Here is an 18,572-nt window from a genome sequence, read left to right on the forward strand (position 1 = left end):
GCCGCGCCCAAACCGCGAGGCCAGGGCAAACGGCGTATCATGTAATCGAGTGTCCGGAGGCTCACACATCTATGGCGGACAAGAAAGGTTCTAACAGCGAAAAGCTGTTGTATTGCTCGTTCTGCGGCAAGAGCCAGCATGAAGTCAAAAAACTGATTGCCGGCCCGTCGGTGTTCATCTGTGATGAATGTATCGACCTGTGCAACGAAATCATTCGCGATGAGGCTGCAGGTGCGGGTATCGAGGCGGGCTTGTCCAAGTCCGATCTGCCGAGTCCGCAGGAAATCCGTGAAATTCTCGACCAGTATGTGATCGGTCAGGAACGCGCGAAGAAGATTCTCGCGGTCGCGGTGTACAACCACTACAAACGCCTCAAGCATCTCGACAAGAAGGACGAGATCGAGCTGTCCAAGAGCAACATCCTGCTGATCGGTCCGACCGGTTCCGGCAAGACGCTGCTCGCGCAGACGCTCGCGCGCCTTCTGAACGTCCCGTTCGTCATTGCCGATGCAACGACGCTGACGGAAGCCGGCTACGTCGGCGAAGACGTCGAGAACATCATTCAGAAGCTGCTGCAGAACTGTAATTACGAAGTCGACAAGGCTCAGCGCGGCATTGTCTACATCGACGAAATCGACAAGATCAGCCGCAAGTCCGACAACCCGTCGATCACCCGTGACGTATCGGGTGAAGGCGTGCAGCAAGCCTTGTTGAAGCTGGTTGAAGGCACGATGGCGTCGGTGCCGCCGCAGGGTGGCCGTAAGCATCCGAATCAGGACTTCATCCAGGTCGACACCACCAATATTCTGTTTATTTGCGGTGGCGCGTTCGATGGCCTCGAGAAGGTCATCGTAGACCGTACCGAGAAGACCGGTATTGGCTTCGGTGCGAGCGTGAAGAGCAAGCAGGACCGCGACGCCGGCGAAGTGCTGCGCGAAGTGGAGCCGGAAGATCTGATCAAGTTCGGTCTGATTCCTGAGCTGATCGGTCGTCTGCCGGTGGTGGCTACGCTCGGCAAGCTCGACGAAGTGGCGTTGATGAAGATCCTCGTCGAACCGAAGAATGCGCTAGTGAAGCAGTACCACAAGCTGTTCAATATGGAACGCGTCGAGCTCGAGATTCGTCCGGCCGCGTTGCAGGCTGTCGCACGTAAAGCGATCCGTCGCAAGACGGGCGCCCGCGGTCTGCGCTCCATCCTGGAACAGGCGTTGCTTGATGTCATGTACGATTTGCCGCAGATGAAAGGCGTTAGCAAGGTCATCATCGACGACAACGTGATTGACGGCGACGGTAAGCCCCTACTGATCTACGAAGACGCGCCCAAAGTGGCGGGTTCGAACTGATCGGCTTTCGGGTTCTGCAAAAAAAGCCGTTCATGGCGACGTGAACGGCTTTTTTCGTTTATCGTGTGGTCAGGATGGTTGTTTTCACTATGGAGTCACTGAACCTTCGGAGTCACTGAACTTTTCCCACACGCGGAGGCTTGCAATCTTTTCTGCTGGCCTCACCTATCGAACGAACTGATTCCACTCATGGGGAAATGAAATGTCAGGAACCCAACTCCTTCCGCCGGAACGCATTACGCTCCCGCTGCTCCCGCTGCGCGACGTAGTCGTCTTCCCGCACATGGTGATTCCGCTCTTCGTAGGCCGCCCGAAGTCGATCAAGGCTCTCGAAGCAGCGATGGAAGGCGGCAAGCACATCATGCTCGTCGCCCAGAAAACGGCTGCGAAAGATGAGCCGACCGAAAAGGACATGTACGAAGTAGGGTGCGTTGCCAACATCCTGCAAATGCTGAAGCTGCCCGATGGCACCGTTAAGGTGCTCGTCGAAGGCTTGCAGCGCGCGAAAACGCTTTCCATCGAAGAGCAGGAAACGCAGTTTTCGTGCGAAGTCATGCCGCTCGAACCCGACCACGCCGACAGCGCTGAAACTGAAGCGCTGCGCCGCGCGATTGTGTCGCAGTTCGACCAGTATGTGAAGCTGAACAAGAAGATCCCGCCGGAGATCCTGACATCGCTGTCGGGCATCGACGAGGCTGGCCGTCTGGCCGATACGATCGCGGCGCACCTGCCGCTCAAGCTCGACCAGAAGCAGCACATCCTCGAAATGTTCCCGGTCATCGAGCGCCTCGAGCATCTGCTCGCGCAACTCGAAGCCGAGATCGACATCCTGCAGGTTGAAAAGCGCATCCGTGGGCGTGTGAAGCGCCAGATGGAGAAGAGCCAGCGCGAGTACTACCTGAACGAACAGGTCAAGGCGATCCAGAAGGAACTGGGCGAAGGCGAAGAAGGTGCGGATCTCGAGGAACTCGAGAAGCGCATCACGGCTGCCCGCATGCCGAAGGAAGCCAAGAAGAAGGCCGACTCCGAGCTGAAGAAGCTCAAGCTGATGTCGCCGATGTCGGCTGAAGCGACGGTCGTGCGTAACTACATCGATACGCTGATCGGCTTGCCGTGGCGCAAGAAGAGCAAGGTCAACAACGACCTCTCGAATGCGGAACGCGTGCTTGACGAAGACCATTTCGGTCTCGAGAAAGTGAAGGAACGCATTCTCGAGTATCTCGCGGTCCAGCAACGTGTCGACAAGGTCAAAGCGCCGATCCTGTGCCTCGTTGGGCCTCCGGGTGTCGGTAAGACGTCGCTGGGTCAGTCGATCGCTCGCGCAACGAACCGCAAGTTCGTGCGTATGGCGCTCGGCGGCGTGCGCGACGAAGCTGAGATTCGCGGTCACCGTCGTACGTACATCGGTTCGATGCCCGGCAAGATTCTGCAAAGCCTGACCAAGGTCGGCGTGCGCAATCCGCTCTTCCTGCTCGACGAAGTCGACAAGATGGGGCAGGATTTCCGCGGCGATCCGTCGTCGGCTCTGCTGGAAGTGCTCGATCCGGAACAGAACCACACGTTCGCCGATCACTACGTCGAAGTCGACTTCGATCTGTCGGACGTGATGTTCGTGGCGACGTCGAACTCGCTGAATATTCCGCCGCCGTTGCTCGACCGGATGGAAGTGATCCGTCTGTCTGGTTACACGGAAGACGAGAAGGTCAGCATCGCGCAGCGTTATCTGTTGCCGAAGCAGAAGAAGAACAACGGCCTCAAGGATGGTGAGGTCGATGTGACGGAATCCGCGATCCGCGACATCATTCGTTACTACTCGCGTGAATCGGGCGTGCGTTCGCTCGAGCGTGAGATTTCGAAGATCTGCCGCAAGGTTGTGAAGATGCTTCTGCTGAAGAAGGCGGAAGGCGCGGTGACGGTCGACGCTAGCAATATCGACACGTTCCTCGGCGTGCGCAAGTACGACTTCGGTCTGGCCGCCAAGGAAAATCAGGTTGGTCAGGTCACGGGTCTTGCGTGGACGGAAGTGGGCGGCGATCTGCTGACCATCGAAGCCGCAGTGATGCCGGGCAAGGGCAACGTGATCCGCACGGGTTCGCTGGGCGACGTGATGAAGGAATCCGTCGAAGCCGCGCGCTCGGTGGTTCGCTCGCGTTCGCGCCGTCTGGGTGTCAAGGACGAAGCGTTCGAGAAGCAGGACATTCACATCCACGTGCCGGAAGGCGCGACGCCGAAGGACGGTCCTTCGGCCGGTATCGCGATGACGACCGCGCTGGTGTCGGTGTTGACCGGTATTCCGGTTCGCGCCAACGTCGCGATGACGGGCGAAATCACCTTGCGTGGCGAAGTCCTGCCGATCGGCGGCCTGAAGGAAAAACTGCTGGCAGCGCATCGCGGCGGTATCAAGCTGGTGCTGATTCCGGAAGAAAACGTCAAGGATCTGACGGAAATTCCGGACAACGTGAAGAACGCGATCGAAATCGTGCCGGTCCGGTGGATCGACAAGGTGCTCGAGTTGGCGCTCGAACGTGTGCCTCAGGCATTGCCGGACGAAGAGCCGAAGCCGGCTGCGCCTGCTGTCGCAGCGGCTGAACCTGGCAAAGACGCCGGTGCGACGGAAGTCGTGAAGCACTAAGGTAGTCAGCGGCGAAAGCTGTTTGCTGTATTAAAACCCGCGGCCTTGGCCGCGGGTTTTTTATTGCAGGCAAGGTGCAGGAAGGCGCGTCTGAAACGCGCACAATCCCACCTTTTGAGCAAAGGGCGTTTCCAGTTGCCGACTGGTTGTGCGTGCATCGATTTGCGGCAAGATTTGGTTATAAGAAGTGCCTTCCAGAACCGCTCTAATCAGGCTCAATCCCGCTTGACACAAGGGTTTCGGCCAATTCTAATGAGTCGGCTCGGCGTTACCCGCCAGCCGCGTGATGCCAGGTGCTATAGAGCGCCGTCACGATTGCCATAAATATTCTCGGGGGTTGGAATGAATAAAACGGAATTGATCGATCACATTGCACAGCAAGCCGATATTTCGAAGGCCGCGGCCGGCCGTGCACTGGATGCGGTGATCGGCGGGGTCAAAGGTACGTTGAAGAAGGGCGGTTCGGTGACTTTGGTGGGTTTCGGTACATTTGCCGTGGGCAAGCGCACGGCGCGTACGGGACGCAATCCGCGCACTGGCGCTGCCATCAAGATCAAGGCAGCGAAGGTTCCTAAATTTAGGCCTGGCAAAGCTCTGAAGGATGCGCTAAACTAATGGGCTTGCTGCTTGATGAATTGCAGATTCGTTAGAAAGAAGTGCGGCGAATTCTGCGTGACTTGGTGTCGCATTAGTTGATGCGCAAGTTGATGAATCGGGCAGCAAAAGCAGAAGCACACTGAATCGCGAAACGGGTGCTTAGCTCAGTTGGTAGAGCGGCGCCCTTACAAGGCGTAGGTCGGGAGTTCGAGCCTCTCAGCACCCACCAGTTTCAGATTCGGCTCAGTGGTTCTGCTTAGCAGTAGTAGTTAAGCGCAGTATAAGGAGTGGTAGTTCAGTCGGTTAGAATACCGGCCTGTCACGCCGGGGGTCGCGGGTTCGAGTCCCGTCCACTCCGCCAGTATCCTCGAAAGGCGAACTCCGGTTCGCCTTTTTTATTGCCCGCTGTTGTAAGATCGGGCGTTCTGTTTTTGGCACTCGTTCACGCATGCTCGATTTTTTCCGCAATCACAAACGCCTGATGATGTTCATGCTCATCCTCGTCATTGTGCCGGGGTTGGGTTTTGTGGGTATTCAAGGTTTTCGCGGCTTCTTTGACGAAAGTGCAAACGTCGCCAGCGTCAACGGTCACAAGATTACTCGCGCAGAGTACGACGACGCGATGCGTCAGCAACTCGACCGCGCCCGTCAAATGCTCGGTGCGCAGTTCGACATGAAGTCATTCGATACGCCGGCGCGTCGTGGCGAAATGCTCGACGGGTTGATCGAGCAGCGTGTGCTGGCCGACGAAACCCAGCGCCTGCATCTGACCGCATCCGACGACGCGGTTCGTCGTGTGCTGCTGAACGATCCGGTGATCTCGTCGCTGAAGAATCCTGATGGTTCAATCGACGTTGACCGTTACAAGCAGTTGCTTGCGATGCAGGGCATGACGCCCGATCAATACGACGAACGTGTGCGTTACGGCCTCGCCACGCAGCAGTTGCCTGCCAGCATTCAAGGCAGTGCCTTCACGTCGAAGACCCTCGCACAGCATCTGACCGAGCTCGCCGAACAGCAGCGCGAAGTGCAAGGCATTGCATTCCATCCGCGTGACTATGCCGCGAAGGTGCAACCTACGGATGCGCAACTGCAAGCGTATTACGACGCGCATCGCAACGACTTCGCCACGCCGGCCACGGCAACGATCCAGTACCTTGTGATGTCGCCGGCAACGTTGTCTGCTGCCATTCAGCCGAGCGACACCGACCTGAAAAAGTACTACGACGACAACATCGCGCATTACCGTACGGACGGCCAGGTGCGCGCGAGCCACATCCTGATCTCCGCGCCGAAAGATGCAAGCGCGGCTGACAAGGCCAAAGCGAAGCAGAAGGCCGAAGAGGTGCTCGCGCAGGTCAAGGCGCATCCGGATCAGTTCGCGCAGATCGCGCAGCAGGACTCGCAGGATCCGGGTTCGGCGTCGAAGGGCGGCGACCTGGGTTACTTCGGGCGCGGCATGATCGCCGGCGGCCAGGCGTTCGACGACGCCGTGTTCGGTCTCAAGAAAGACGAAGTCAGCAGCATCGTGCAAACTGACTTCGGCTATCACATCGTCAAGGTGACGGACGTGAAGCCGGCAGTCACAAAGCCGTTCGACGAAGTGAAAGATCAGATCGCGAAAGACCTGAAGACGCAACTGGCGAGCAAAGCATTCAGCGACGACTCGGACGGCTTCACGTCGATCGTCTACGAGAAGGCGAAGAGCCTGCAGCCCGCCGCTGACAAGTACAAGCTGCAACTGCAAACGGCCACGGTGACGCCGCAGCCGGATCCCAAGCTGCCGCCTGACAGCCCGCTGAACAATGCGAAGTTCCTCGCTGCCGTATTCGCAAACGATGCCGTCACCGCGCGCAACAACACGCAAGCGATCGACGTTGGCGGTAACACGCTGATCGCGGCGCATGTGACCGATTACAAGGCTGCGGCCGTGCCGGCGCTCGATGTCGTCAAGGACGCAGTGCGTCAGAAAGTGATCGCGGTTCAGTCGAACGAGGCCGCTCACAAGGATGGCATCGCGAAGCTGGCGGAGTTCGACAAGTCGAAGGCCACAACGGGCTTCTCGTCGCCGCTGAAGGTTTCGCGCAATGACGCGCAGGGCGTGCCGCCGGCTGCATTGAGTGCAATCTACAAAGCGGACGCGCAAAAGCTACCTGCCTACGTCGGCGTGGATCTCGGCGACGACGGCTATGCGATCTATCGCGTGAACTCGGTTGTTGCGGCTGCCCCGATCGATCCGCAGCGTTTGGTTGCTGCGCAGCAGCAGATTGCACAAGTCGATGCACAATCCGAGGCGGAGGCTTACGTCGAAGCGCTGCGTGCCCGTTCGAAGGTGAAATTCTACGGTTCGCTCGACAGCAGCAACGCACAAGCGAACGGCGAGTAAGTTCCGGCGCGAGAGCACAAGCAAGTAAAGCACGCAGTACAAAAAAGCCCCGCAAAATTGCGGGGCTTTTTCATTTGACGAGTGCAAGCGCGTCAAACGGTTTACTTCAGGTTGCGGCGTCTTATGCCGTCAGCCGCTTAGAGGCAAGCGCTGATCGAGCTGGTGGCATCGCTGCCTGCAGCGCCATTGGCGCGGAAGCCGACCCACGAACCCGGGCCGCTGTAGGACGGCCGCACCACGGCCGCTGCGCCGTTTGGCGGCTGCTGACCTGGTACATAGACGTCCATTGCCTGATCGTTAGCCATGATGTCTTGCGACACGACTTGCTGTTGCGAGCTATCGGCCCATTTATGCGCGATGCACGTAGCGACGGCCTTTGGCGGTTGCTGACTTTGGCCCACGGATTGGACGCCAACAGGCGGTTGAGCGGCGCATGCAGAAATTGCCACGGTCAAAGCGATTAACGGTAAATATTTCACGTTATCTCCTCAGAAGTCGCTCAGAATCGAGCCGGGTCACGCGGGATTGCGAAAGTGTCGAAGCGACCTTGGCGATCCGCGCTCCCCAATTACCGGAAACAAGTTGTTAGCGAGCTTTTCAGTGCGGCGAACTTGTGCGAAGGAGTGGCTTGACAGCCGGCCACACGTTGTTGAGCAGCACGGGTTGTGCCTGCTGCGTGGGATGGATCTGGTCCGCCTGAAACATGTCCGGTTTGTCCGCGATGCCGGCCAGCAGGAAGGGCACCAGCGGCACGCGCAATTGCTTCGAGAGTTCGCCGTACAGGCCGTGGAACTTTTGCGTGTAGTCGGGGCCGTAATTGGGTGGAACATACATGCCAACCAGCACGACCTTCGCATGGCCTTGTTGAGCCTGCTCGATGATCGTACGCAGATTGTCTTCGGTGGTGGAGAGCGGTACGCCGCGCAGCGCATCGTTGGCACCGAGTTCGACGATCACGATACTCGGCTTGAGGCGCTGCAGAAGCGCCGGCAAGCGGGCCCGGCCGCCGCTGGTGGTGTCGCCGCTGATGCTTGCATTGGCGACGCTATAATCGATTCGCTCGTCGGTGAGGCGCTGGCGCATCAAGGCAACCCAGCCGGTGTCACGGGGCAAGCCGTACTCGGCCGAGATGCTGTCGCCGAGTACGACGATCACCGGCCTGGTCTGTTCGGGCGTGTTGGCCGCATGGGCTGGGAAGGGCAGCGAAAACAGGGCGGCGGCCAGCAGGGCCGAGCCGAATGCCGTAGTCAGCGCCGGCGCACAAGACGCTGCGGCGCGCACTTTCAACCTACGCTTCACCATGCTAAACAAAACTGATCCAGTCATTGAAGTGCGGGGTTTGTGCAAGAAGGTTAAGGATGCAACGGGCGAACTGACGATTCTCGAGGACATCGATCTTGCTATCGATGCCGGCAGCAGCGTGGCAATCGTCGGCGCATCCGGGTCCGGCAAGTCTACGCTGCTTGGCTTGCTCGCAGGATTGGACAGCGCGAGTTCGGGCTCGGTTCGGCTGCTCGGCCGCGAACTCACCGAACTGAGCGAAGACGAGCGCGCGGCGTTGCGCAGCGGCTCGGTCGGTTTCGTGTTTCAGTCGTTTCAACTGATGCCGCATTTGACGGCGCTCGAAAACGTCACCTTGCCGCTCGAACTGCAAGGCGGCATCGGCACGCGCGAGGCTGCGGCGCGCGCTCGCGGATTGCTGGAGCAGGTAGGGCTCGATAAGCGCACTGGGCACTATCCGAAGCTGCTGTCGGGCGGCGAACAGCAGCGGGTTGCGCTCGCGCGCGCGTTCGTTACGCGTCCGGCGATTCTGTTTGCCGACGAGCCGACTGGCAGTCTCGATGCCGCCACCGGTCGCGCGGTGATCGATTTGATGTTCGAGATGAACCGCGCGAACGGCGCCACATTGATCCTTGTCACGCACGACATCGAGCTGGCGCGCCGCTGCGATACGACGGTGACGATCGAAGCGGGTCGTCTGGCTTAAGCGTGCCGCTCGCGCGCGCGAAATCATTCGTACCAGCGCACAAAAGCAAAGCGGGCCGCAAGGGCCCGCTCTTCATTTCAGCCAACGCAACTCAACGCATCGAACAGGGCGCAAAGGCACGCCTAAGTGCACGGTTGAACGATCAGCATTTGCGGCGCAAGCAAGCGCGCCGCTCACGCTTAGCGCTTCAGCGCAGCCCGCGCCCGCGCGATCAACGCCGACGTCGACGAGTCATGCTTTTTCTCATCGACGCTTGCCGCCGTCAGATCCGCCTCGACGACCTTGCCGAGAATCTTGCCGAGCTCGACGCCCCACTGATCGAACGGATTGATGTCCCACACCGACGCCTGCACCAGCACCTTGTGCTCATACAACGCGATCAATGCGCCGAGCGAACGCGCGGTGAGCGCATCGACCAGCAGTGTGCTCGTCGGACGGTTGCCCGGAAACACCAGATGCGGCGCCAGTTCCGGCTTGTCCGCACCGGCGACCTTCTTCGCTTCTTCGAGCGTGCGGCCCAGCATCAGCGCTTCGCTTTGCGCGAAACAGTTCGCCAGCAGCTTCGGATGATGGCTGACAAGCGGATGCTCCGGCGTCAACACGGCGACGAAGTCGATCGGCACGATGGTCGGACCCTGGTGCAGCATCTGGAAGAACGCATGCTGTCCGTTCGTGCCTGGTTCGCCCCAGGTCACAGCCGCAGTCGGATAGTCGACCATCACGCCATCCAGGCGCGCCGACTTGCCGTTGCTCTCCATCTCGAGTTGTTGCAGGTACGACGGCAGGAAATGCAGCGCTTCCGAATACGGCGCGACCAGATAGCTTTGCGAGCCGAAGAAGTTGCGATACCAGATGCCGATCATGCCGAGCAGCACGGGTAGATTCTTCTCAAGCGGCGCGTCGCGGAAATGCTGGTCCATCTCGTTGGCACCGGCCAGCAGTTCACCGAACTGTTGCGGGCCGATCGCAATCATGATCGACAGACCCACTGCCGACCACAGCGAATAACGCCCGCCGACCCAGTCCCACATCTCGAACACGTTCTCTTTCGCGATGCCGAACCTGACCACCTCAGAAGGATTGGCCGACACGCCGACGAAGTGCTTCGCCAGCGCGCTTTCCGGGCAACCTTTCTCGATGAACCAGTCGCGCAACGAGCGCGCATTGGTCATTGTTTCGAGCGTCGTGAAGGTCTTGGAGACGATGATCGCGAGCGTCTGTTCGGGATCGATCATCTGCATCACGTTGTACAGATCCGCGCCGTCCACGTTCGACACGAAGTGCGTGGTGATCTCCGGCGTGGCCAGATGATGCAGTGCGTGCACGACCATCTTCGGCCCGAGGTCCGAGCCGCCGATACCGATGTTCACGACATAGCGAATCCGCTTGCCGGTGTAGCCGGTCCACGCACCGCTGCGGACCTGGTCGGCGAACGCGGCCATCTTCGCGCGTTCGGCCTGAATTTGCGCATGAAACGGTGCTTTCGGATCGGTGGCGCGCAACGCGGTGTGCAATGCGGCGCGACCTTCGGTCGGGTTCACGATCTCGCCCGCGAACATCGCGTCGCGGCGTTTCTCGACGCCGGCTTCGCGCGCGAGTTGCACCAGTAGTTTCAGGGTTTCGTCGGTGATGCGATTCTTCGAAAAATCGGCCGCGAGACCGCCGCCCGCGAACGCAAAGCGCTCAGCACGGGTAGGGGCGGGATCGTTCTCGGGGGCGAACCAGTCGCGCATGTGCGCATCGCGAATCTTCTCGTAATGCGTTTGCAGCGAGGACCAGGAGGGGAGCGAGTTCTGCGTCATAGCGTCCGTCTAACGAAGGGGCACGAAGAAAGGCGCGCGCGTGAAGCGCTGCCGAGGATGATGCAACGATGCTGTTAGAGCGATGCCGCGCGGCCGGGTTGCGGTGGGTTGCCGTGAAGCTTCGCGAGCTTGCCTTACGATCGAACCGGCTTGCTGAAGTTTCGCCGCAACCCGCGATGACCTGACGCGCGGCGCGGTCAATCAGTATAACGGCGTTGCGTGACAGGTGGCAGCGGTTTGGGCGTCCCAGGCACACTGTGGGATGAGTTGGTTCATTCAGCCGTCGCCGGATAGAACATACGATTAAGCAAAGTCCGCACCATCGGGGCGAGTTCGCCCGCCGTCAAACCCGCCGGACCGTGGCCCTGCGCGCTCAGCGTGTCGGCGGCGAGGCCATGCAGGTAGACGCCTGCCAGCGCGGCTTCGTATCGCGGCAGGTGCTGGGCGAGAAATGCGCCGATGATGCCGCCGAGTACGTCGCCCGTGCCGCCTGTCGCGAGTGCCGCATTGCCGGTCGGATTGATCGCGACGCGGCCGTCCGGTGCCGCGATGACGGTGCCTGTGCCTTTCAGCACCACCACGCCGGCAAAGCGCGCAGCCAGTGCCCGCGCTGCGGCGAGGCGGTCGCGTTGCACGCTCGGCGCATCGATGCCGAGCAGGCGCGCGGCCTCCAGCGGATGCGGCGTCAGCACACACGGATCGCCTTGAACGCCGCGCGCGGTGACTTCGGCTGCAAGCGACGGGTCTGTCGAGATCAGATTGAGGGCGTCGGCGTCGAACAGTTTGGGCACGTCGAGTGGCAACACGTTGTGCATGAGAAGTGTGGCGCGATCGCGCAGACCCATGCCGCAGCCGACGGCAAGCGCGTCCATCTTGTCGAGCGGCAAGTCGTCGACCGCATGCAGCATCAGCTCGGGATGCGGCGGATCGTAGGGCGGGGCGCCGTCGCCGAGCAAGGCGACGTGCACTTTACCCGCGCCGGTGTACAGCGCCGCGCGCGACGCGAGGATCGGCGCGCCGCACATGCCGGTGTCGCCGCCGACCACGGCGAGGCTGCCGAAAGTGCCCTTGTTGGTGGCGAAGTCGCGCGGCGGCAGGAAGGCGGCGAAAAGCTCGGGCGCGTTGAGTTGCACGGCCGTGCGAGTGGTGCTGTCAACACCGATCGGCGCCACCGTTACCGCGCCGGCGAGATCGCGTCCCTGCGCCATGAAGAGGCCGGGTTTCGCACCGATGAAGGTGATCGTGTGCGTCGCGTGGACCGCGGCACCGTCGCTTTGGTTGTCGCTTCGGCCCGCGCCTTGATCCCGTCTCTCGCCGACGACCGTGCCGGTGTCGCTGTCGAGGCCGCTTGGCGTGTCGAGCGCCAGAACGCCGCCTCGTTTGGACTTTGCTTTCGTGCGTTGCGAGAGTTGGCGGGCGATGCTGGCAAAGATGCCTTCCAGGGGGCGGGTCAGGCCGATGCCGAACATGCCGTCCACCAGCCATGTATAGCTTTCCAGCGAAGCCGGCGGTGTCGAGGAAATGGCTACGCCTGCCGCGCGGGCGGTGTCGAGCGCCCAGCGGGCTTCGTCCGGCTTGACTTCAAGCGGCATGCAAAGGTCTACGGCGATACCTGCCTGGTGCAGCTCCGCGGCCATGATCAAGGCGTCGCCGCCGTTGTTGCCCGGGCCTGCTACGAGCCATACCTTGTGCTTCGATTTTTCAGTCGACGTGTCGCGGGTGATCCGCTCTTGCAGATAGCTCGCGGCGGCTTTGCCGGCTCGGGCCATCAGGGTGTGCTGAGGCAGTGCTGCCGCGGCCTGGGTCTCAAGGATCCGCAGGTCGGTTAGCGTGAGTAGCGGCAACGCCCGATTTCGCGGGCTGATTAAGGTCGGGAGCGTGGATTCGGGCACAGTCATGGCGAGGCTTGGAGTTCACCTTGGGCAAGGTGAAGAAGCTTTAGGAGCCACTATGTTAGTGCCGATATGCTTCGGGCGCGCGCCGTCTTGGCCTGTGCCGGCCGTGTTTTTGCCTGATTGGCGTGGATTTGGCCTGCTTGGGTCTGATTGGCGTTGCCCGTCGCGAAGCGGCGCCGCCTTGCTCCGCGTGTGCCGCGTTCGGCCCGCTCCAGAGCGGGCCCACCCTTTACTGGAATCGGTCCGCGCGCAGCGCAGCCAGGGTGTCCGCCGGGACGTCGGGGGTGTTGCCCGAGACCAGGTCGGCGATCAGTTTGCCCGACCCGCATGCGAGGCCCCAGCCGGCGGGCCCGTGGCCGGCGTTGACGAACAGGCGCGGATGAAGCGCGTTACCGATCACCGGCATTCCGTCCGGCGACAGCAGTTTTACGCCCTCCCACGGCAGGGCGGCAGAGATTCGGGCAGCGCCCGGGATCCAGTCGTGAGTCGCCTGGCCCAGCAGCGCCAGGGCTTCTTTCGTCAACGCCTCACCCAGCGGCTTGTCGATCTGGCCGGCGCCCTGCAAAACCGCACCACCCGCAATCCGCAGGCGATGATTCATACGGCTGATCGTGATCCGCTTGACCGCATCCACGATCGCGACGTGCGGTGCGCATTCCTCATGCGCAATCGGCGCCACCAGGTTATGCAAACGCAATGGATGCAGCGGCAAGCGCAGCCCCAGGCGTTCCAGCAGCGGCAGGCTGCCTTGCCCGGCGGCGACGACGATTGCGTCGGCGTTGATCACGTCGACTTCGCGTGAGCGCGTTGCGGTGGAGTTGGCGCCCGGCCGCGGCGCCAGTTCCACTGCGGCGCGCTGCCCCTCCAGGCGGATCGCCGAGACTTCGCAGCCCAGCATGAATTGCACGCCGCCCTGCGTATCCAGGGTCTGCTTGATCAGTTTCGCGAAAAGCGGGCAGTTGGCCGTGCGCTCGTGGTCGAACAGCACGCCGCAGGCGAATTCCGGTTCGGTCCGCACGGAATGCTCGAACGCGGCGCACTCGGCAGGGGTCAGCACGTGGTGCGGTACTTCGTATTGGCGCAGCAGATCGAGCGCGGTCTGTGTCTGTTGCCATTCCTGCTCGGAACGCACCAGATAGAGCAGGCCGCTCGCCTGTTCGAATTCCAGCCCGAAGCGCGCTTCGATGTCGGCCATCGCGTCACGCGAGGCTTCGATCAGCGGGCGCAGCCGCCCATATTGGCGGCTGAACGCCTCCGGCTCCTGCAAAGCGGCTAGCTGCTTGACGAACTGGCGCGCCGGCCCGTTAAAGCCGGCCTTGCTGATCACACCGTTTTTGGCGCCCTGACGGCTCGCCATGAAGGTCGGGCCGAACCAGACATCCAGCGGGGTCGGCAAGACGGTGCCGCCGTGCCCATAGGTCGCGCCTTGCGCGACCGTTGCGTGGCGCTCGACGACACATACCCGGTGGCCGGCCGCGCGCAGTTGATAAGCGGTGGCGACGCCCACAATCCCGCCGCCAATGACGATGACATCCATGATCTGATTCGATTTGCCGGCGGGCCGCCGAAGCACAGCGTTCCCGTTAAGCGTGGCATGCGGCGCGCTGCCCGGCATTGCTCAGGCCACTCGCGCCGATCTGGTGAAAGGGCGAATGATAGCAGTCAAACCGACAGACCGGCCACGCAAACCCCGCCAAAACCCTGGTGCGAAGCCCGTTGGCGGCCCGTTCCCGGGGTATAATCCCGGACTTCCTTTCCGCCTCACGTCGCCTTCACGCGCGACTCATCGGCATCACTCATCGGCATCATTAGCGACGCACCGTCAAGTCCATGGCCCACTTCTCGTGTTTCCCCGGCGCTTCGGCCCTTTCCGATTTCCGTCAAACCCGCCTGCTCGACACGCTTACGCGCATCGACGCCAACATCACTGGCGTGCGGGGGCAATATCTGCACTTCGTCAACGCGCAAACGCCGCTGTCCGCGGAAGATAACGCGAAGATCGAAGCGCTGATGCACTACGGCGATCCGCTCGAAGAAACCAAAGAGCGCGGCACGGCCGACACGTTCCTCGTGGTGCCGCGCTTCGGCACGGTGTCGCCGTGGGCCAGCAAGGCAACCGATATTGCTCACCTCTGCGGTCTCACGCAGGTGCGCCGCATCGAGCGCGGCGTCGAATACACGGTCACGCTGAAAAGCGGTCTGCTGGGCGGCAAGAAGGCGCTTACCGACGAAGCACGGGCAGCCGTCGCCGCAGCGCTGCACGACCGCATGACCGAAAGCGTGTCGCCTTCGCGCGATCACGCACTGCATCTGTTCGACGAACTGCCGGCCAAGCCGCTGCAAACCGTCGACGTGTTGAGCAAGGGCCGCGTCGCGCTGGAAGCGGCAAACACGGAACTGGGCCTCGCGCTCGCCGACGACGAAATCGACTACCTCGTCGACGCCTTCACGAAACTCGGCCGCAACCCGACCGATGTCGAGCTGATGATGTTCGCGCAGGCGAACAGCGAACACTGCCGTCACAAGATCTTCAATGCAGATTGGACGATCGACGGCGAGAAGCAGGACATCTCGTTGTTCAACATGATCCGCAACACGGAGAAGCTGAACCCGCAAGGCACCATCGTCGCGTATTCGGACAACTCGGCGATCATGGCCGGTGGCGTGGCTGAGCGCTGGTTCCCGCGAACGCCGGCTGACCTCGGTGCAAGCGAATTGCCCGAGCACTACCGCCGCAACGTCGAACTGACGCACACCTTGATGAAGGTGGAGACGCATAACCACCCAACCGCGATCTCGCCGTTCCCGGGCGCCTCGACCGGCTCAGGCGGCGAAATCCGCGACGAAGGCGCAACAGGTCGCGGTGCGCGTCCGAAGGCGGGTCTGGCGGGCTTCACGGTGTCGAATCTGGAATTGCCGGACGGCGTCGAAGCATGGGAAAACGCCCGTGATGCCGCGCAACCGCTGGCACACCGGAACCCGGACGACAAGCACGAAGCATATGGCCGTCCTGACCGCATCGCATCGCCGCTGCAAATCATGATCGACGGCCCGCTTGGCGGCGCCGCGTTCAACAACGAATTCGGCCGGCCGAATCTGGGTGGCTATTTCCGTGCGTACGAGCAGAACGTCGCGGGTCTGGTGCGCGGCTATCACAAGCCGATCATGATCGCTGGCGGCATCGGCAATATCTCCGATCAGCACACGCACAAGCACGATCTGCCGGAAGGGTCGCTCCTGATCCAGATCGGCGGCCCGGGTATGCGTATCGGCATGGGCGGCGGCGCCGCGAGCTCGATGGCGACCGGCACGAACACGGCTGAACTCGACTTCGACTCGGTTCAGCGTGGCAATCCGGAAATCGAGCGCCGTGCGCAGGAAGTCATCAACGCGTGCTGGCAACTCGGTGAGAAGAACCCGATTCTGAGCATCCACGACGTGGGCGCGGGCGGTCTGTCGAACGCGTTCCCGGAAGTGGTGGACGGCGCCAGCAAGGGCGCGATCTTCGATCTGCGCAAGATCCAGCTGGAAGAGAGCGGTTTGTCGCCGCGCGAAATCTGGTCGAACGAAGCGCAAGAACGTTACGTGCTGGCGATTGCGCCGGCCGATCTGCCGGCTTTCGAGGCGATGTGCAAGCGTGAGCGCTGCCCGTTCGCGGTGGTCGGCACGGCTACGGCCGAACGTCAGTTGAAGGTGATCGACTCCGAAGCGAATGACGGCGCCGCACACGAGCCGGTCGACATGCCGATGGAAGTGCTGCTCGGCAAGGCGCCGCGCATGCATCGCGACGTGAAGCGCGTCGAGCAGAGACTCGAACCGGTGGACGTCACCGGCATCACGTTGTCGGAAGTCGCGGTCAGCGTGCTGCGTCACCCGACGGTTGCCAGCAAGTCGTTCCTGATCACGATCGGCGACCGCTCGGTGGGCGGCACGACCGCGCGCGACCAGATGGTCGGCCCGTGGCAAGTGCCGGTGGCCGACGTCGCGATTACGACAATGGACTACGCGGGTTTCCGCGGCGAAGCGATGACCATGGCCGAGCGTACGCCGCTCGCCGTGATCAACGCACCGGCATCGGGCCGCATGGCGGTCGGCGAGGCGGTCACCAACATCGCGGCGGCGCCGATCGCGTCGCTCGATAAGCTCAAGCTGTCGGCGAACTGGATGGCCGCGTGCGGCGCAGCGGGCGAAGACGCCGCGCTGTACGACACGGTCAAGGCCATCGGCATGGAACTGTGCCCGGCGCTTGGCATCAGCATTCCGGTCGGCAAGGATTCGCTGTCCATGCGGACCAAGTGGGAAGACCGTGGCGTTGCGAAGGAAGTGGTCGCGCCGGTCTCGCTGATCATCACGGCATTCGCGCCGGTCGAAGACGTGCGTCAGCACCTCACGCCGCAACTGCGCCGCGCGAGCGGAGCGGATGGTGTGGGCGACTCCGTGCTGATCGCGATCGACCTCGGCCGCGCCAAGCATCGTCTGGGCGGCAGTATCCTCGCGCAAGTCACGCAGCAGGTCGGCGATACGGTGCCGGACGTCGACGATCCTGAGGATCTGAAGCGTTTCTTCGCTGCGATCCAGTCGCTCAATAGCGACGGCAAGCTGCTCGCGTACCACGACCGCTCAGATGGCGGTCTGTGGGCGACGGTTTGCGAAATGGCGTTTGCGGGTCACGTCGGCGTGTCGCTGAACGTCGACATGCTGGTGCTCGATCCGAACCACGAATCCGACTACGGCGACGCGAAAGACTGGGCGAAGCAGACCAGCGGCCGCCGTGAAGACCGCACGATCCGCGCGCTCTTTACCGAGGAACTCGGCGCCGTGATTCAAGTGCGCGCGACGGACCGCGATGCGGTGCTGGGCGCATTGCGCGAACACGGCCTGGCGGCATGCTCGCACGTGATCGGCAAGATCAACGAGCGCGACACGATCGAAATTTATCGCGACGCAAAGAAGATCTACGACGCACCGCGTACCGAGTTGCATCGCGCGTGGAGCGAAGTGAGCTGGCGTATTTCGCGTCTGCGCGACAACCCGGCTTGCGCCGATGCCGAATACGACGCGCTTTCCGACGCCGCCGATCCGGGCATCTCGCCGATCCTCACGTTCGATCCTTCGGAAGACGTTGCCGCACCGTTCGTTGGCAAGAGCGCACGCCCCCGTGTTGCGATCCTGCGTGAGCAGGGCGTGAACTCGCACCTCGAAACCGCCTATGCATTCGATCGCGCCGGTTTCGACGCGCACGACGTCCACATGAGCGACCTGCTGGCCGGCCGCGCCAACCTGGCGGATTTCGCCGGTGCGGTGGCGTGCGGCGGCTTCTCGTACGGCGACACGCTGGGTGCCGGTGAAGGCTGGGCGAAGGCGATCCGCTTCAACTCGCAACTGGCCGATATGTTCGCCGCGTTCTTCGGCCGTGAAGACACGTTTGCGCTGGGCATCTGCAACGGCTGCCAGATGATGAGCAGCCTCGCGTCGATGATTCCGGGCGCCGAAGCCTGGCCGAAGTTCACGCGCAACAAGTCGGAGAAATTCGAAGCGCGCTTCTCGCTGGTCGAAGTGCAGGCTTCGCCGTCGATCTTCTTCGCAGGCATGGAAGGCTCGCGCATTCCGGTGGCGATCGCGCACGGCGAAGGTTACGCGGACTTCTCGCAGCAAGGCGACGCGTCGAAGGTAGCGGTGGCGATGCGTTACGTCGATCATCGTGGCGTGGCAACGGAGCAGTACCCGTTCAACCCGAACGGTTCGCCGGACGGCATCACGTCGGTCACGACGCCTGATGGCCGCTTCAGCGTGCTGATGCCGCACACCGAGCGCGTGCATCGCGCGGTGCAGATGAGCTGGCATCCGGAAGGCTGGGGTGAGGGCAGCACGGACGCAAGCCCGTGGCTGCGCGTGTTCCAGAACGCACGCCGCTGGTTGGGGTGATAGTG

General features: G+C 61.9%; 11 protein-coding genes and 2 tRNA genes. 8 read left to right on the forward strand and 5 right to left on the reverse strand.

What is annotated here, in order from left to right:
• Window positions 1-71: 71 nt before the first annotated feature.
• From clpX to KHO31_RS06465, 6 genes are all read left to right on the forward strand, one after another.
• The gene (gene clpX / locus KHO31_RS06440; protein ID WP_007182009.1) at window positions 72-1,343 is read left to right on the forward strand and encodes an ATP-dependent Clp protease ATP-binding subunit ClpX; all 1,272 of its coding nucleotides are present in this window, start codon (window positions 72-74) and stop codon (window positions 1,341-1,343) included.
• Between the two features lie 202 nt (window positions 1,344-1,545).
• The gene (lon, locus tag KHO31_RS06445; protein ID WP_201082662.1) at window positions 1,546-3,975 is read left to right on the forward strand and encodes an endopeptidase La; all 2,430 of its coding nucleotides are present in this window, start codon (window positions 1,546-1,548) and stop codon (window positions 3,973-3,975) included.
• 342 nt (window positions 3,976-4,317) lie between these two features.
• A complete protein-coding gene (locus KHO31_RS06450) occupies window positions 4,318-4,590 on the forward strand; it encodes an HU family DNA-binding protein (RefSeq protein ID WP_007585907.1) in 273 nt (90 codons plus the stop codon).
• A gap of 135 nt (window positions 4,591-4,725) precedes the next feature.
• A tRNA-Val gene (locus KHO31_RS06455) sits at window positions 4,726-4,801 on the forward strand.
• A gap of 55 nt (window positions 4,802-4,856) precedes the next feature.
• Window positions 4,857-4,933: transfer RNA gene (locus tag KHO31_RS06460), tRNA-Asp, on the forward strand.
• Window positions 4,934-5,020: 87 nt separating this feature from the next.
• A complete protein-coding gene (locus tag KHO31_RS06465; protein WP_211622911.1) occupies window positions 5,021-6,958 on the forward strand; it encodes a SurA N-terminal domain-containing protein in 1,938 nt (645 codons plus the stop codon).
• A 137-nt stretch (window positions 6,959-7,095) separates the two neighbouring features.
• Here the strand turns inward: KHO31_RS06465 and KHO31_RS06470 are convergent, their stop codons facing one another.
• Both KHO31_RS06470 and KHO31_RS06475 read right to left on the reverse strand, forming a co-directional pair.
• Window positions 7,096-7,437 (reverse strand): hypothetical protein, encoded by a 342-nt coding sequence (locus KHO31_RS06470; protein WP_201084443.1) that lies wholly within the window; start codon window positions 7,435-7,437, stop codon window positions 7,096-7,098.
• 118 nt (window positions 7,438-7,555) lie between these two features.
• Window positions 7,556-8,260 (reverse strand): arylesterase, encoded by a 705-nt coding sequence (locus KHO31_RS06475; RefSeq protein WP_201084444.1) that lies wholly within the window; start codon window positions 8,258-8,260, stop codon window positions 7,556-7,558.
• On the opposite strand from KHO31_RS06475, the gene KHO31_RS06480 reads away from it, so the two are divergent.
• On the forward strand, window positions 8,259-8,945 hold the full coding sequence (locus KHO31_RS06480; RefSeq protein ID WP_201084445.1) for an ABC transporter ATP-binding protein: 687 nt from the start codon (window positions 8,259-8,261) through the stop codon (window positions 8,943-8,945). The genes KHO31_RS06475 and KHO31_RS06480 overlap by 2 nt on opposite strands.
• A 179-nt stretch (window positions 8,946-9,124) precedes the next feature.
• On the opposite strand, the gene pgi is transcribed toward KHO31_RS06480, so the two are convergent.
• The 3 genes from pgi to KHO31_RS06495 form a co-directional block, all read right to left on the reverse strand.
• Entirely contained in the window at window positions 9,125-10,747 is a 1,623-nt protein-coding gene (gene pgi, locus KHO31_RS06485; RefSeq protein WP_211622913.1) for a glucose-6-phosphate isomerase, read from the reverse strand.
• Between the two features lie 272 nt (window positions 10,748-11,019).
• A complete protein-coding gene (locus tag KHO31_RS06490; protein WP_211622915.1) occupies window positions 11,020-12,645 on the reverse strand; it encodes an NAD(P)H-hydrate dehydratase in 1,626 nt (541 codons plus the stop codon).
• Window positions 12,646-12,871: 226 nt separating this feature from the next.
• The gene (locus KHO31_RS06495) at window positions 12,872-14,179 is read right to left on the reverse strand and encodes an FAD-dependent oxidoreductase (protein WP_201079404.1); all 1,308 of its coding nucleotides are present in this window, start codon (window positions 14,177-14,179) and stop codon (window positions 12,872-12,874) included.
• Between the two features lie 293 nt (window positions 14,180-14,472).
• On the opposite strand from KHO31_RS06495, the gene purL reads away from it, so the two are divergent.
• The gene (gene purL / locus KHO31_RS06500; protein WP_201079402.1) at window positions 14,473-18,567 is read left to right on the forward strand and encodes a phosphoribosylformylglycinamidine synthase; all 4,095 of its coding nucleotides are present in this window, start codon (window positions 14,473-14,475) and stop codon (window positions 18,565-18,567) included.
• The last annotated feature ends 5 nt before the right edge of the window (window positions 18,568-18,572 follow it).

Origin of the sequence: Paraburkholderia domus, from assembly GCF_905220705.1 — a bacterium.
In the GTDB taxonomy this organism is placed as follows: domain Bacteria; phylum Pseudomonadota; class Gammaproteobacteria; order Burkholderiales; family Burkholderiaceae; genus Paraburkholderia; species Paraburkholderia domus.

Coding starts and splice junctions, on each gene's coding strand:
- clpX (WP_007182009.1), top strand. CDS start 72: ATGGCGGACAAGAAAGGTTCTAACAGCGAAAAGCTGTTGTATTGCTCG.
- lon (WP_201082662.1), top strand. CDS start 1,546: ATGTCAGGAACCCAACTCCTTCCGCCGGAACGCATTACGCTCCCGCTG.
- KHO31_RS06450 (WP_007585907.1), top strand. CDS start 4,318: ATGAATAAAACGGAATTGATCGATCACATTGCACAGCAAGCCGATATT.
- KHO31_RS06465 (WP_211622911.1), top strand. CDS start 5,021: ATGCTCGATTTTTTCCGCAATCACAAACGCCTGATGATGTTCATGCTC.
- KHO31_RS06480 (WP_201084445.1), top strand. CDS start 8,259: ATGCTAAACAAAACTGATCCAGTCATTGAAGTGCGGGGTTTGTGCAAG.
- KHO31_RS06475 (WP_201084444.1), bottom strand. CDS start 8,260: ATGGTGAAGCGTAGGTTGAAAGTGCGCGCCGCAGCGTCTTGTGCGCCG.
- pgi (WP_211622913.1), bottom strand. CDS start 10,747: ATGACGCAGAACTCGCTCCCCTCCTGGTCCTCGCTGCAAACGCATTAC.
- KHO31_RS06490 (WP_211622915.1), bottom strand. CDS start 12,645: ATGACTGTGCCCGAATCCACGCTCCCGACCTTAATCAGCCCGCGAAAT.
- KHO31_RS06495 (WP_201079404.1), bottom strand. CDS start 14,179: ATGGATGTCATCGTCATTGGCGGCGGGATTGTGGGCGTCGCCACCGCT.
- purL (WP_201079402.1), top strand. CDS start 14,473: ATGGCCCACTTCTCGTGTTTCCCCGGCGCTTCGGCCCTTTCCGATTTC.